The sequence below is a fragment of the Lysobacter enzymogenes genome (assembly GCF_017355525.1).
In the GTDB taxonomy this organism is placed as follows: domain Bacteria; phylum Pseudomonadota; class Gammaproteobacteria; order Xanthomonadales; family Xanthomonadaceae; genus Lysobacter; species Lysobacter enzymogenes_C.
On sequence record NZ_CP067395.1, the window covers coordinates 5,054,935 to 5,069,177 of the forward strand.

The following is a 14,243-nucleotide window of genomic DNA, read 5'->3' on the forward strand; positions in this document are numbered from 1 at the left end:
CAGCCCGGCGCGCTTGGGCTGTGCGACCAAGCGGCGCGCGGTGTCCAACGGGTCGTCCTCGTCGCCCAAGGCTTCGCCGTGGAAGCCCGGCATCCACACGTAGCCTTTTCGATTCGATGCGCGGTTGACCGCGCGCGCGGCGCGGCCTTTCATCGAGGCGACCACGCTTTCCAGGCGGATTCCCTGGCCGAGCTGGATCAGCCCGAGCCAGTGGTCGGGCATCAGCACCCAGCACAGCAACTGCGCGCCGAGCCATTTGTCCGGATCGACGATGGACGCCGCCGCGATGCGCGCGATGGGGTCGCTGGCGAAGATGCGGCGGCGCCGGATGCAGGTGGCCGCGACCACGTGGATGCGCCGGGCCTGCGGGTCGGCGATGGGCGCAGGATCTGCGCGGGTGTCGTGCGTCGGGTTCATGGCCGCAGCATCGCGGCTGCGGACGAGAGCGGCTATCGGACGTCGTCCGGCCGGCGGCTAGGAGAAATCTGCGCGCGAGGGTCGGAAAGCGACGCGCGCGATCTCGCGCCTCAGGCGGTTTCGCGCAGCGCCAGCGCGACCAGCCGCGCTTCGATCCTCTCGCCGAAGCCGCTCGGCTGCGCCAACCCCATCCGCTGCATCGCCTCGGCATCCGCCGCGCCGGACGAGAACAAGGCCTTGAACACGGTGCGCGCCTTCGCGCCGCTGCCGGCGGTATTCGCCTTGAGCCACGCCAGCGCCTTCACCAACCGCTGCTCGACCGCGGTGAAATCGCTGCCGAGCGGATAGTCGGGCAACGCGCCCTGCGCGCGCAGCGGCGCCAGGGCGTCGCGCAGGCGCTGCGGGTCGTTGCGGTCGCTGAGGCGGTAGGTCGCGCGCGGCAGCTTGCCGTGGCGCATCGCGCTGTCCAGCAGCGGGAACTGATGCCCGGCCGCGGCGACGGCGACCATCGCCTGTATGCAGTCCTCGTCGGTCTTGCCGCGCAGGTCGGCGATGCCGTATTCGGTGACGTAGACATCGCGCAGATGGCGCGGAATCGTCGCCTGCGCATAATTCCACACTACGTTCGAACGCGTTTCGCCGCCGCTGTCGCGGGTCGCGCGCAGCATCAGCACCGAACGCGCGTCGGGCAGGGCGTGGGCCATCGCGACGAAGTTGTACTGGCCGCCGACGCCCGACACCACCCGGCCGTCGTCGAGCGTGTCCGACACCGCCGCGCCGAGCGCGGTGGCCATCATGCAGCTGTTGAAGAAGCGCGCGTCGTGGCGTTGCAGCCGTTCGAGCGTTTCGTTGCCGCCGTAGAGCTCGTTGACCTCGCTGATGCGGCGCATGCTGATGCCGCGGCGCCGGTCTTCGGGCATGTCGCGCAGCCAGTCGTAGAAATCCTGCGAGCCCAGGTAGAAGCCGCCCTGCAAGTATTCGCCTTCGCGTTCCAGCCGCTCCAGATCGGCGGCATCGGCGCGGCCTTCGTGCAGGCGGCGCATGAAGTCGAGATCGTCGACGACCTTGCGCTTGATGACGCCGACTTCGACGAGGCGGCGGAAGCCTTCGTTGAGCATTTCGCTGCAGCCAAAAAGCCCGACGCTAAAGGGTAGGAGCGGCGCAACCGGCGCCATCGCGTTACGGGTACTGGACAGGTCAACGCGACCCGAAGCCGTTCCTCCAAGCGCCGGAATCCCCACACTGCTCGACTCCCCGCTCTGATCGTAACCCAGCGCTCGCAGCACCCGCCAATACGCCGCATTATCCGTATGCCTCAAAACCAACGCATGACACAACGCATCAGCCAACGTCCCGATCCCGATCTGCAACGTCCCGCCATCGCGCACCAACGTGCTGGCATGAAACCCGATCGCATAATCCGCATCGCTGACCGGTTGCCGCGGCAGCCCGAACAGCTTCGGATGCGGCCCCGGCGGGCTCACCACCGCATCGAAGAACGACGCCTCCACCGCCGCGCTGCCATCGAGCCACGGCAGCAGCGGATCCACTTCGGCGATCAACAGCGGCCGCGGCAACCCGCGCGCGACGATCGCATCGACCGCATCGAAGGTCAGATCGGTATTGCACGACAGCGACAACCGCCCGCTGCCGGACGGATCCGCCGCGACCTTCTGCACCACCGCATTGACCCCGCGGTCGGCCAGCGCGCGCGCGACGTGGGTGTAGTTGAGGCTGGCGTAGCGGCTCTGCGCCGCCTGCGAATTCAGCAGCGCGCCGGATTGCAGGTAGAACTCCTCCACTTCCATGTGCGCCGGCAGCGCGTTGCGCTTGAGCGCCTGCACATAGGCCAGGCGCGGGTAGTCGTCGCCGAAGTGGCGCTGCGCGAACGGCTTCAGGAACCGAGCTTCCAGGCCCTTGCCGGCGCCGGGCGGATCCAGCGACAGCGCGGTGTACAGGTGCAGGCGCCGCGACGGTTCGCGCTCGGCGCGCGCGTACAGCGCGTTGAGCAGCCGGTGCGGCTTGCCGAGCCCGAGCGGGGCGCCGACTTGCAGCGGCCCGTCGATGCGCCGGTAGAGCAGCTCGACGGCCTCGTCGAGCGACTGGAAATACAGGGGTTCGCGGGCGGATTCGGTCATCGGCCGAGTATGGCATCGGCCCCGTCAACGCGGCGGTTTGATCGCGCGGCGGGGCGAGGAGGTAGCGGATAGGAACCAGGAGATAGCAGGAGCCGGGGCTTTCGCTATCTCGTGGCTCACACTCGCAGTCTCCTGGGCATCAGCCGACCCGGTGTACGTCCTCGGCGATCCGCCGCACTTCCTCGGGGTAGTGGCTGACGTAGATCATCGGCAGCCCGCTTTCTTCGCGCACGCGTTGCAGGTACGGCAGCAGTTCGTCGCGGCGGTTCATGTCGAGCATCGACAAGGGTTCGTCGAGCAGCAGGATGCGCGGCTGCGACAGCAGCGCGCGGCCCAGCGCCACGCGCTGCGTTTCGCCGCCCGACAGGCTGCCGGTGCCGCGCGCGAGCAGGTGGCCGATGCCGAGCAGTTCGACGATGTCGGCCGGTTCGAAGCGGCGTTCGCGCGCGGCCGCGCCGCGCAGGCCGTAGAGCAGGTTGGCGCGCACGTCCAGGTGCGGGAACAGGCGCGCGTCCTGGAACACGTAGCCGATGCGGCGGCGGTGCGCGGGCAGGTCGATGCGGCGCTCGCGGTCGAACAGGGTTTCGCCGGCGACGACGATGCGGCCGCGGCTCGGCCGCAGCAGCCCGGCGATGGCGTGCAGCAGCGAGGTCTTGCCGGCGCCGGAGTCGCCGACCACGGCGATCACCCGGGCCGGGCTGCGGATCGCGAACGCGCGCCGGAACGCGCCGCGGCGCAGTTCGATGTCGATGTCGAAGCCGCAGGCGGCGTCGTCGGCTGGGTTCGCGCTCATCGCTGGGTCCCCGCGCGCTGGCGCTGCACCAGCCATTCCGATGCGAACACCGCCGCGAACGACAGCGCCACCGCGACCAGCGCCAGCCGCAGCACGCCGGATTCGGCGCCGGGGGTCTGCATCAGGCCCCAGATCGCCGACGACAGGGTCTGGGTTTCGCCGGCGATGTTGGACACGAACGTGATGGTGGCGCCGAACTCGCCCAATGCTTTGGCGAAGCACAGCACCGCGCCGGCCAGCAGCCCAGGCCAGGCCAGCGGCAAGGTCACGCCGAAGAACACCCGCCACGGATTGGCGCCGAGCGTGGACGCCGCTTGTTCCAGACGTGGATCGACCGCTTCGATCGACAGCCGGATCGCCCGCACCATCAGCGGGAAACCCATGATCGCGCTGGCCAGGGCGGCGCCGGTCCAGCGGAACGCGAACACGATGCCGAAATGTTCCGACAGGAAGCGACCGATCGGCCCCTGGGTGCCGAAGCCGAGCAGCAGCGCGTAACCGGTCACCACCGGCGGCAGCACCAGCGGCAGGTACATCAGCGTGTCGACCAGCAGCTTGCCTGGAAAGCGCTTGCGCGCCAGCAGCCAGCCCACCGCCACGCCGAACGGCAGGCTGCACGCGGTGGCGGCCGCAGCGACCTTGAGGCTGAGCGCGATCGCGGTCAGCTCGGCGCCGCTGAAGCCGGCGAATCCGCTGCTCATCTGGCTCCCGCGTTCATTCGGATCCTGCGTTCATCTGAATTCTGTGCCGATTTGAATCCGGTACTGATTCAAATCCGGTGCTGATTTGAATCCGGTGTTGATTTGAATCCGGCACGGATTCGAACCCGGCGCTGATTCGAACCCGACGCCTGCCCGAGTCCGGCGCTCATTCGCATCCTGGCCCGGTCGCGCGAGCGCAGCGCCGCTCACGGTTGCGGCGCGAAACCGTGGCGGCGGAAGATCGCCGCGGCCTGCTTGCCGTGCAGCCACTGCGCGAACGCGGCGGCGCCGTTGTGCTGGCTGGCCTTGACCACCGCCACGGGATAGACGATCGGCGCGTGGCTGCCGGCGGGGAAGGTCGCCAGCACCCGCACCTTCGGCTCGGCCTGGGCGTCGCTGCCGTAGACCACGCCCAACGGCGCTTCGCCGCGCGCGACCAGCATCAGCGCCGCGCGCACGTTCTCGCCTTCGGCCACGCGCGGTTGCAGTTGTTCCCACACGCCGAATTTCTCGAACGCGGCGCGCGCGTACTTGCCGGCCGGCACGCTCGCGGTCAGCGCCAGCGCGAGGCGGCCGTCGCCGAGCAGCGGGCGCAGGTCGACGCCGGGCTTCAGCGTCACCGGCTTGGCCTTGCTGTCCTTCGGCGCGATCAGCACCAGGGTGTTGCCGAGCACGTTGCGGCGGCTGGCGTCAACCAGCAGCTGGCGCTGTTGCAGGTAGTCCATCCAGTCCAGGTCGGCGGAGAAGAACAAATCGGCCGGCGCGCCCTGTTCGATCTGCCGCGCCAGCGCCGAACTGGCGGCGTAGGAGGCGCGCACCGGGGTGCCGGTCTGGCGCTCGTACGCGGCGGCGGCTTCGTCGAGCGATTCCTTGAGGCTGGCGGCGGCGAACACGGTGATCGGGGTTTTCCGCTCCTGCGCCGGCGCGGCGGTAGCGACGAGGGCGAAACCGAGGGCGCACAGGGCGCCGAGGAAGCGGCGACGGAGGTTCATGGCAGGAGTCGGCGGGGAGGTGGGGTCAGAGTAACCCGGTCGCAGGTTTTGGCGCTTCTGTAGGAGCGGCGCGAGCCGCGACCGCGAAACCGCATTGACGACGCAAATCCGTAACCCCGCGGTCGCGGCTCGCGCCGCTCCTGCAGGGGCTGGAACGAACAAGCGACGCCCTCAAACGTCCGCGTCGCCGACCCGGATCGACTCCACCTGCCGCACCCACCGCGCCGGCCGCGATTCGCCGGGCACGATCAGCCGCCACGGGCCGTCTTCGGCCGGCAGCTCGGCACCGTTGCAGCGGCGGGTCAGCACCACCGGGCGGTTGCCCAAACTCGGGTCGAGTTCGCCGAGCGAAAACGCGGCGCGGTAGCCGTCGCGCGCGCGCACTTGCGCGATCCGCGACAGTTGCGCGCCGCGCAGCGGCTCGGCCGGCATCGCGCCGCTGGCGCGCAGCAGCGCGACCAGGGCCACGCCTTCGCAGCTGAGCTTGCGCCCATGCGCCATGCCTTCGGCCTTGATCTGCGGCAGCTTGGCCAGCACCGCTTCGTCGAGTTTGACCTCGACCGCGCCCTGCGGCGCGGCGGCGGCGGGCGCGGCTTCGCCGTGCGCATGCCGCGGCGAAGCGGCCAGGGCCATCGCCGGCAGCAGGCCCAGCGCCAGCAGCGCGGCCAGCAGCGGCGACGAGGTCGGAACGAACGGACGGCGATCGATGCGGCGCATGCGCGTGCTCACAGTTGGTCCAGCGGAAGTTTCAGATAGCGCACGCCGTTGGCTTCCGGTTCCGGCAGCGCGCCGCCGCGCAGGTTGACCTGCAACGCCGGCAGGATCAACGCCGGCACCGCCAGGCTGCGGTCGCGCGCTTCGCGCAGGGCGACGAATTCGGCTTCGCCGGTGTCGGCGCGCACGTGCAGGTTGTCGCGCTTCTGCGCGCCGATGCTGGTCTCGCAGGCCGGCTCGCGCCCGCCCTGGCCGTAGTCGTGGCAGACGAACACGCGGGTCGCGTCGGGCAGGCGGTACAGGCGCTGGATCGACTGGAACAGCATCGCCGCGTCGCCGCCGGGGAAGTCGCAGCGCGCGGTGCCGCTGTCGGGCATGAACAAGGAATCGCCGACGAACAGCGCGTCGCCGATCAAATAAGCGAGGCTGTCCTGGGTGTGCCCCGGCACCGGGATCGCGCGCGCCGGCAAGGAACCGATGGCGAAGTCTTCGTCGTCGTCGAACAGATGGTCGAAGCCGGGTTCGGCGCCGTCGGGCAGGCCGAACAGCGGCGCGAACACCCGCCGCACTTCGCCGATGCGGCGGCCGATCGCCAGCCGCGGCGCGGCGCCGGCCTGCGCGCGCAGGCGTTCGCGCAGCGCGTGCGCGCCGCTGAGGTGGTCGGCGTGGGCGTGGGTTTCCAGCAGCCAATCGATGCGCAGGCCGTCGTCGCGGGCGCGTTCGAGCAGCGCCGCGGCGCTGGCCAGGCCGGTGCGGCCCGAACGCGGGTCGAAGTCCAGCACCGGGTCGACGATCGCCGCCGCGCGCGTGGCCGGGTCGGCGACCAGATAGCTCCAGGTGCCGGTGTCGCGATGGTGGAACGCGCGGACCTGCGGCGCGGCGGCGTTGGAGTCGGGGCCCGACGGCATGGCGGCTCTCGATGCGGCGGGACCCGCGCGGACGTCGCCGCGCGGGCCGGGGCGGCGCGGCGCGCCGGTCAGCGGCCCGGCGCCAGCGCGGCGTCGAGCACCTTGGCCAGATGTTCGCCGCCCAGGCGCAGTTGGGTCTCGGCCAGCGGGCGCCAGGTGGCGACGTAGTCCGGAGCCAGCTTGTGGGTGGGCGGGTAGAACCCCGGTTGCCGCACCAGTTTGCACGATTCCTCGGCCCAGTCGGCGGCCGGCGGCGGCAGCCCGACCGCGCTGACCGCGGGCACCTGGATCCGCTTGAGCTTGGCCAGATAACGCTCGTCGCCGAGCTTGCTCATGCTGAGCATGCCGCTGTCCCACAGCGAGTGCAGGTTGGCGCCGTAACCGCCGGGGCGCTCGGGCTGGCCGGGAATGGCGAGCTGGAAGTCGTTGCCGCCCTTGTCGCGGGCGTAGCCGGCGTGCAGCGGCTGGTGCACGTCGCCGACGATGTGGACGACGAACTTCAGCGCCTGCAGGCGTTCGGCCTTGGATTTGCTGCGGTCGGCGAGAATCGCGGTCTGCGCCTGGATCGCGCCGACCGCGCAGTTGCCGTTGGGGCAATCGCGCGCGGCGTCGTAATGGCAGTCGCCGTCTTCGGGCAGGTTGACGTAATGCCACTTGGCGCTGCGCTTGCCCAGGTCCGGGTCGTTGGCGCGCAGTTCGTCGGCCCAGTTGGCGATGCCGGGCAGGGTCGGGTCGGGCTCGCCGGCGAGCAGCTTGGCCGCCTCGGCGCGCGCGGCCGGGGACATCCCGTCCCAGGCCAGTTCGGCGACCAGGCGGTGGCCTTGCGGGCCCCAGGCCAGCGCCGGCAGCGGCAGGGCGAGGACGAGGGCGGCGGCGCCGAGCAGGCGGCGGGCGGAGCGGGCGGAAGCGCGGGTTTCGGTCATGGCGCGCACTGTACCGGAGCCGGCGGCGCGGGCCGCTGTCCGAAGCTGGCGGTGCGGACGGGCGGCGGCTGGAACGAAAGCGTCGGGCCTGAAGGCCTTCCCGCAAAAGCGAGCCTCTTGCATCGCGGCGGGCCCGGTTTCGCTCGTGTGGGAGGGCTTTCAGGCCCGACGCTTTCCGCTCAGCGGCTGCACCGCTGCAAACGACGAGGCCGCGCCCTCGACAGGCGCGGCCCCGCCCGGCGACGCGAACTGCGCTCAGAACTTGATGACGTAAGCCAGCCCGTACACGAACGGATCGATATTGGCCTTGCCGATCTTCGTGCCGTTGAGCTTCACGTCGCTGCCGATGTCCATCCAGCGCGCATCGACCCGGATCGCGCCGCGCTCGTTGAGGATGAAGTCCACGCCCACGTGCGCGGCCACGCCGACCGAATCCTCCAGCTTGAGCTTGGCGCCGCGCAGCGGGCCAGTGGTCTTTTCGCTGAAGAAGGTCGTGTAGTTCACGCCGAGGCCGACGAACGGCGAGACCGTGCCCTGGCTGTTCCAGTGGTATTGCAGCGAAAACGTCGGCGGCAGGTGCTTGGTGGTGGCGACCTTGCCGAGGCCCTTGATGTCGATGTCGTGCTTGAACGGGGTGGCCGCCAGCACTTCGATGCCGATGTTGTCGCGGAAGAAGTATTCGAGGGTGATGGTCGGCTGGACGTTGTCGCCGATCTCGAGTTTGGCCGTGCCGTTGAGCAGGGTGCCGTTGTTGGACTTGGGCTGGACCTGGTGGGCGCCGATGCCGAGCGTGAAGTTGCCGGCCTGCTGGGCCAGGGCCGGGTGGGCCGCGCACGCGAGCGCAGCGGCGATGAGGCCGCCGATCAGTCGATGGTTCATTCCTTGAGTCCCCCTTGCAGATGAGTGCGGAATGCAGAGTTTTCTGAACAGGCCGAAGCCTGCCGCGCACTCTAAAGGCGCAGGAAAACTGCAAACCTTGATTGCCATCGCAGTCCCGCTGCGGCTCACCGACGCTCTCCGCCGCGGCATCGCCGGACTGCGACGCCGGCCCCGCCTTGCTAGAATGGCGGTTTCCCCACTTCGACCCGCCCCGGCGGACGCAGGAGTTAGTCAATGACGATCAAGGTAGGCATCAACGGCTTCGGCCGCATCGGGCGCAACGTGCTGCGCGCGGCCGTGCAGAACTTCGAGGGCGAGATCGAAATCGTCGCCATCAACGACCTGCTGGAGCCGGACTACCTGGCCTACATGCTGCAGTACGACTCGGTCCACGGCCGGTTCAAGGGCACCGTGGCGGTCGAAGGCAACACCCTGGTCGTCAACGGCAAGAAGATCCGCCTGACCCAGGAACGCGATCCGGCCAACCTCAAGTGGGACGAGGTCGGCGCCGACGTGGTCATCGAATCCACCGGCCTGTTCCTCGACAAGACCACCGCGCAGAAGCACCTCGACGCGGGCGCCAAGAAGGTGGTGCTGTCGGCGCCGTCGAAGGACGACACGCCGATGTTCGTCTACGGCGTCAACGACAAGACCTACAAGGGCGAGGCGATCGTGTCGAACGCTTCGTGCACGACCAACTGCCTGGCGCCGCTGGCCAAGGTGCTCAACGACAAGTGGGGCATCAAGCGCGGCCTGATGACCACCGTGCACGCCGCCACCGCGACCCAGAAGACCGTCGACGGCCCGTCCAACAAGGACTGGCGCGGCGGCCGCGGCATCCTCGAAAACATCATCCCGTCGAGCACCGGCGCGGCCAAGGCGGTCGGCGTGGTGATCCCGGAGCTCAACAAGAAGCTCACCGGCATGTCGTTCCGCGTGCCGACCTCGGACGTGTCGGTGGTCGACCTGACCGTCGAGCTCGTCAAGGACGCCACCTACGCCGAGATCTGCGCGGAAATGAAGGCGCAGTCGGAAGGCGCGCTGAAGGGCGTGCTCGGCTACACCGAAGACAAGGTCGTGGCGACCGACTTCCGCGGCGACGCGCGCACCTCGATCTTCGACGCCGAAGCCGGCATCGCGCTCGACGGCACCTTCGTCAAGCTGGTGAGCTGGTACGACAACGAGTGGGGCTACTCGAACAAGTGCCTGGAAATGGTCAAGGTGGTCGCGGGCAAGTAAGCCGCGGCGCTGCGATCGGAACGAGAAAGCCCCGCATCCGCGGGGCTTTTTCTTTATCGGGTTCGGTTGGGCCGAGCGGAAAGCATCGGGCCTCAAGGACCGACGCTTTCCTTGCAAACCGCGACAAAACCAGCCGCCGCCCCGCGCACGAGGCGGCGGCCGAACCTCAGGCCGGCTGCTCCACCGACTCGCGCAAGCCGCGCGCCGAAGCCACCATCGCCTGCAACGCCGAGCGCACCTCCGGCCAGCCGCGCGTCTTCAACCCGCAGTCCGGATTGACCCACAGCTGCGCCGGGTCGAGCACGTCCAGCGCCTTGTCCAGCAGCTCGCGCATCTCGGCCTGGTCGGGCACGCGCGGGGAGTGGATGTCGTACACGCCCGGGCCGATGCCGTTGGGGTAGCGGTAGCGCACGAACGCGTCGAGCAGTTCCATGCGCGAGCGCGAGGTCTCGATCGAGATCACGTCGGCGTCGAGCGCGGCGACCGCGTCGATGATGTCGTTGAACTCGGCGTAGCACATGTGGGTGTGGATCTGGGTCGCGTCGCCCACGCCGCTGGCGGCGAGGCGGAAGCTTTCGCCGGCCCAGGCCAGGTACGCCGGCCAGTCGGCGCGGCGCAGCGGCAGGCCTTCGCGCAGCGCCGGCTCGTCGATCTGGATCGCGGCGATGCCGGCGGTTTCCAGGTCCAGCACTTCCTCGCGCAACGCCAGCGCGATCTGCCGGCAGCTGTCGGCGCGCGGTTGGTCGTCGCGCACGAACGACCACTGCAGGATCGTCACCGGCCCGGTCAGCATGCCCTTGACCGGCTTGTCGGTGCGGTCCTGGGCGAAGCGGCTCCATTCCACCGTCATCGCGCGCGGCCGCGCCACGTCGCCGAACAGCACCGGCGGCTTGACGCAGCGCGAGCCGTAGCTCTGCACCCAGCCGTGCGAGGTGAAGGCGAAGCCGTCGAGCTGTTCGCCGAAGTACTCGACCATGTCGTTGCGCTCGAACTCGCCGTGCACCAGCACGTCGATGCCGAGCGCTTCCTGCTCGCGCAGGCACTGCACGGTTTCGTTTTCGAGGAACGCGCGGTAACCGGCGTCGTCGAGGCGCCCGGCCTTGTGTTCGGCGCGGGCCTGACGCACCTGCGCGGTCTGCGGGAACGAACCGATGGTGGTGGTCGGGAACAGCGGCAGCTTCAGCCGCTGCTGCTGCAAGGCGATGCGCTGCGGGTAAGCGCTGGCGCGGCGGGTCATCGCCGGCTCGACCGCGGCCAGGCGCTTGCGCACCTGCGCGTTGCGCAGCAGCGGCGAGGCCAGGCGCGCGGCGCGCGCGCTGGCGGCCTTGGCCAGTTCGCCTTCGGCCGCGGCGTCGCCGGCCAGGGCGCCGGCGATCAGGCGCAGTTCTTCGATCTTCTGCTTCGCATACGCCATCCACTGCTTCAGCGGGCCCGGCAGCTTGCGTTCGAGTTCCAGGTCGGTCGGCACGTGCAGCAGCGAACACGACGGCGCCAGCCAGCGCGCGCGTTCGCCGGCGCGGCGGGCCAGGCTCAGCGCGGCGTCGAGATCGGCGCGCCAGATGTTGCGGCCGTCGACCACGCCCAGGCTCAGCGCGCGGTTCTCCGGCAGCAGCGGCAGCACCGCTTCGAGCTGCTGCGGCGCGCGCACCAGATCCAGATGCAGCGCTTCGACCGGCAACTGCGCGGCCAGCGCGGCGTTGTCGCCGAGCGCGCCGAAGTAGGTCGCGAGCAGGCGCTGCGGCGAATCGGCCTGGGCCAGCGCGTCGTAGGCGCGGCGGTAAGCGGCGCGGTCGGCGTCGTCGAGGTCGAGCACCAGCGCGGGCTCGTCGATCTGCACCCAGTCGGCGCCGGCGGCCTTGAGCTTGGCCAGCAGCTCGGCGTAGGCCGGCAGCAGCGCGTCGAGCAGTTCGCGCGGGTCGCCGCCGTCGTTGCGCTTGCCGAGCTTGAGCAGGGTCACCGGGCCGAGCAGCACCGGCCGCGCCTTCAGGCCGAGCGCCTGCGCCTGGGCCAGTTCGGCCAGCGGCTTGTCGGCGCGCAGGGCGAAGCGCTGGTCGCGTTCGAACTGCGGGACCAGGTAGTGGTAGTTGGTGTCGAACCACTTGGTCATTTCCAGCGCGCGCAGATCGCGGCGGCCGTCCTGCAGGCCGCGGGCGAGGGCGAAGTAGCCGGTCAGCGGGTTGTCCTCGAACGCGGCGCGGTGCGAGGCCGGCACCGCGTCGAACAGCACCGCGGTGTCGAGGACGTGGTCGTAGAGCGAGAAATCGTTGCTGGGGACGCTGTCGGCGCCGGCGGCGACGGCCAGCCGCCAGTGGCGTTCGCGCAGCTCGGCGGCGGCCGATTGCAGCGCGGCCGCGTCGCTGTCGCCCTTCCAGAACGATTCCAGGGCTTGCTTGAGCTCGCGCCGCGCGCCGATGCGCGGGAAGCCGAGTGGGGTGACGCTGATCATGATGAATACCTGCGATGCATGGGCATGACGCAGGGCAACGAAGGAGACCACGGCCGCGCCCGCCCGGGCGCCTGTGCGCCGGACTGCGGATCGATCCGTTGGCTTCGACCTCCGCCCCCGCGGGCGAGCCGGCCCGCGGCGGGCATCGCGCGGACGCGACGGCGCAACGGGTCGGAGTCGGACGGAAGGCGTGCCTTCCGGTCGCGGCAGGTCTTCGGGCTCGGGACGTGGGCGCGGCGTGGCCGGTGCGGCGCGCGAGTCCATCCACTCGCGCGCCGGCGCCGGCCTCGTCGCCTCGCCGTTCCTACTGAGGCCGCTTCCCAGGCGTACCGCCCAGTGCCAAGGCCCGTTCGTTTCCCATACCGCTGCGGGGCAGCTCCGGATTCGCACCGGATTCCCTCTGGCCGGACGCGGCGCGAACCGCGCCCGGCGTGTCCCATCGCTTTATCTGCATGAAGCGATGTTCACCGAGACGCCGCCAAGGTACGCAGCGGCCGGGGCGAAGTCAAATGACAGGGAGCTTTCTGCGGAGGTGGTCGCAGCGGGGACGATGGCGCCGGGCCTGAAGGTCGTCCCAAGCCCTTCGGCGACCTTCCCCAGCGAGCCTTCAGACCCGACGCTTTCCGCTCCTCCCGACGCGCTCCCACTCGCTTTTTGCCGCACTTGCCGGTTACGCGCGCGACCGCCTGCCCCTCGCGCCGGGTTCATCCGCGCCTCGCCAACATGAAGCCCGGCCCGCCTACGCGCGCGGTCCTCGTTGAGCTTCAACGAGGCTGCCGCTAACGTTTGCAGGCGCAGCGCGCGGCGCGGGCCAGGACGGTCCCGCGCGATCCCGACTCCGGTGGCTCGACACATGTTTCCGCAACGCTCCCCGTTCCGACCCCGCAGGCTGTTGGCAGCCTCGCTCGCGCTGCTGTGCGCGCTGGCGCTGGCCGCCTGCGGCAAGGACGAAGCGGCCCAGCCCGGCGCCGCGGTGACCCTGGGCAGCCAGAACGACGTGCCCAAGCCGGCGCAGGTGCCGGTCAGCGAGGAGGACATCCTCAAGGGCACCTACTGGCCGCCGGCCAAGCTCGACGGCGGCGTCGCCCGGATCAGCTGCGAATACGACTACCCGCGCTTCGGCGACGGCGACAAGCTCGAATCGCTGGATTTCTTCAGCCTGGTCGACGCGATGTCGCCGTGCCAGCAGCGCGGCGTGGTGCGGGTGCGCTACCAGGGCAAGATCGGCGCCGGCTTCACCGCGCTGGCGCAGCGGGTCGCGGCGATGGCCGCGCGCATGGAGATTCCGACCCGCATCCTCGACATCGATTCCAGCGGCGGCCACGTCGAGGAAGCGCTGCGCGCCGGCGACTCGATCGCCGAGTCGGGCTGGGCGATCTGGGTGCGCGAGGAATCGGTCTGCCACAGCGCCTGCGTGCTGATCCTGGCCGCCGGCGACACCCGCTCGATCGAGGGCAAGGTCGGCATCCACCGGCTGATGCGCGACCGCTCCACCGCGACCTCGCGCGCCGAACTCAGCCGCGAGCTGCGCCAGATCAACCAGCAGGTGCGCGATTACCTGGAACGCAACGGCGTCGCCACCGCGGTCTCGGACCTGATGATGACCGTGGCCAACCGCGACCTGCGCATCCTGACTCCGGACGAACTCAAGCAATACGGCCTGGACGGCACCAACGCCGCCCAGGACGACCTCGACCGGATCCGCCTGGCGCGCAAGTGCGGCGACGACTTCGTGCGCCGCCGCGAAGCCTTCCGCCGCGCCTTCGACGCGCAATGCATGGGCACCGGCAAGAGCTTCGAGTCGATGCCCGAATGCGCCGAGCAACTGCAGGCGAAGTTCGGCTTCCCGGACAAGACCTGCCCCGGCGAAAGCCCGGCCGACCTGTATGCGCGCGATCTGCCGCCGCCGTTGCTGGACGAAACCGCGGTCGCCGGCGACGAGGGCAAGAGCGCCGAAGCCAAGCCCGGCGAGAACGCGGCCGAAAAGCCGGGCAAGTCCGAGCCGCCTGCGAAACCGGCCAAGTAAACCCATCGCGATTTCCGCGCTCCGGCCGGCTTCGTTCCCGACTGTAGGAGCGGCGCGAGCCGCGACC

General features: G+C 70.2%; 11 protein-coding genes, 1 pseudogene and 1 riboswitch. Of the genes and pseudogenes, 2 read left to right on the forward strand and 10 right to left on the reverse strand.

Annotated features, from left to right (window positions below; all coding sequences use genetic code 11):
* Positions 1 to 69: 69 nt before the first annotated feature.
* The 9 genes and pseudogenes from JHW38_RS25610 to JHW38_RS21390 form a co-directional block, all read right to left on the reverse strand.
* Positions 70 to 417: pseudogene (locus JHW38_RS25610) on the reverse strand (transposase); the annotation flags it as partial.
* Positions 418 to 527: 110 nt separating this feature from the next.
* Positions 528 to 2,555, reverse strand: a complete 2,028-nt coding sequence (locus JHW38_RS21355; protein ID WP_207523306.1) for an acetyl-CoA hydrolase/transferase C-terminal domain-containing protein — start codon at positions 2,553 to 2,555, stop codon at positions 528 to 530.
* 139 nt (positions 2,556 to 2,694) lie between these two features.
* Complete coding sequence (gene modC / locus JHW38_RS21360; protein WP_207523307.1) at positions 2,695 to 3,348, reverse strand: molybdenum ABC transporter ATP-binding protein; 654 nt, start codon at positions 3,346 to 3,348, stop codon at positions 2,695 to 2,697.
* Positions 3,345 to 4,049: a molybdate ABC transporter permease subunit gene (gene modB / locus JHW38_RS21365; protein ID WP_207523308.1), complete on the reverse strand. Its 705-nt coding sequence runs from the start codon at positions 4,047 to 4,049 to the stop codon at positions 3,345 to 3,347. The genes modC and modB overlap by 4 nt, the downstream gene beginning before the upstream one ends.
* 206 nt (positions 4,050 to 4,255) lie before the next feature.
* Positions 4,256 to 5,041: a molybdate ABC transporter substrate-binding protein gene (modA, locus tag JHW38_RS21370; protein ID WP_207523309.1), complete on the reverse strand. Its 786-nt coding sequence runs from the start codon at positions 5,039 to 5,041 to the stop codon at positions 4,256 to 4,258.
* A 171-nt stretch (positions 5,042 to 5,212) separates the two neighbouring features.
* On the reverse strand, positions 5,213 to 5,758 hold the full coding sequence (locus JHW38_RS21375; protein ID WP_207523310.1) for a hypothetical protein: 546 nt from the start codon (positions 5,756 to 5,758) through the stop codon (positions 5,213 to 5,215).
* Between the two features lie 8 nt (positions 5,759 to 5,766).
* Positions 5,767 to 6,663 carry an MBL fold metallo-hydrolase gene (locus JHW38_RS21380; RefSeq protein WP_207523311.1) on the reverse strand — a complete coding sequence of 299 codons (897 nt, stop codon included), beginning with the start codon at positions 6,661 to 6,663 and terminating at the stop codon, positions 5,767 to 5,769.
* 68 nt (positions 6,664 to 6,731) lie between these two features.
* A complete protein-coding gene (locus JHW38_RS21385; protein ID WP_242691023.1) occupies positions 6,732 to 7,586 on the reverse strand; it encodes a S1/P1 nuclease in 855 nt (284 codons plus the stop codon).
* A 255-nt stretch (positions 7,587 to 7,841) separates the two neighbouring features.
* Positions 7,842 to 8,465: an OmpW/AlkL family protein gene (locus JHW38_RS21390; RefSeq protein ID WP_207523313.1), complete on the reverse strand. Its 624-nt coding sequence runs from the start codon at positions 8,463 to 8,465 to the stop codon at positions 7,842 to 7,844.
* Positions 8,466 to 8,699: 234 nt separating this feature from the next.
* Between JHW38_RS21390 and gap the strand changes: the two genes are divergently transcribed.
* Entirely contained in the window at positions 8,700 to 9,704 is a 1,005-nt protein-coding gene (gap, locus tag JHW38_RS21395) for a type I glyceraldehyde-3-phosphate dehydrogenase (RefSeq protein ID WP_207523314.1), read from the forward strand.
* 166 nt (positions 9,705 to 9,870) lie between these two features.
* Here the strand turns inward: gap and metE are convergent, their stop codons facing one another.
* A complete protein-coding gene (gene metE / locus JHW38_RS21400) occupies positions 9,871 to 12,150 on the reverse strand; it encodes a 5-methyltetrahydropteroyltriglutamate--homocysteine S-methyltransferase (protein ID WP_207523315.1) in 2,280 nt (759 codons plus the stop codon).
* A gap of 287 nt (positions 12,151 to 12,437) precedes the next feature.
* Positions 12,438 to 12,547: riboswitch (cobalamin riboswitch) on the reverse strand.
* Positions 12,548 to 13,003: 456 nt separating this feature from the next.
* On the opposite strand from metE, the gene JHW38_RS21405 reads away from it, so the two are divergent.
* On the forward strand, positions 13,004 to 14,176 hold the full coding sequence (locus JHW38_RS21405; RefSeq protein WP_428995264.1) for a hypothetical protein: 1,173 nt from the start codon (positions 13,004 to 13,006) through the stop codon (positions 14,174 to 14,176).
* The last annotated feature ends 67 nt before the right edge of the window (positions 14,177 to 14,243 follow it).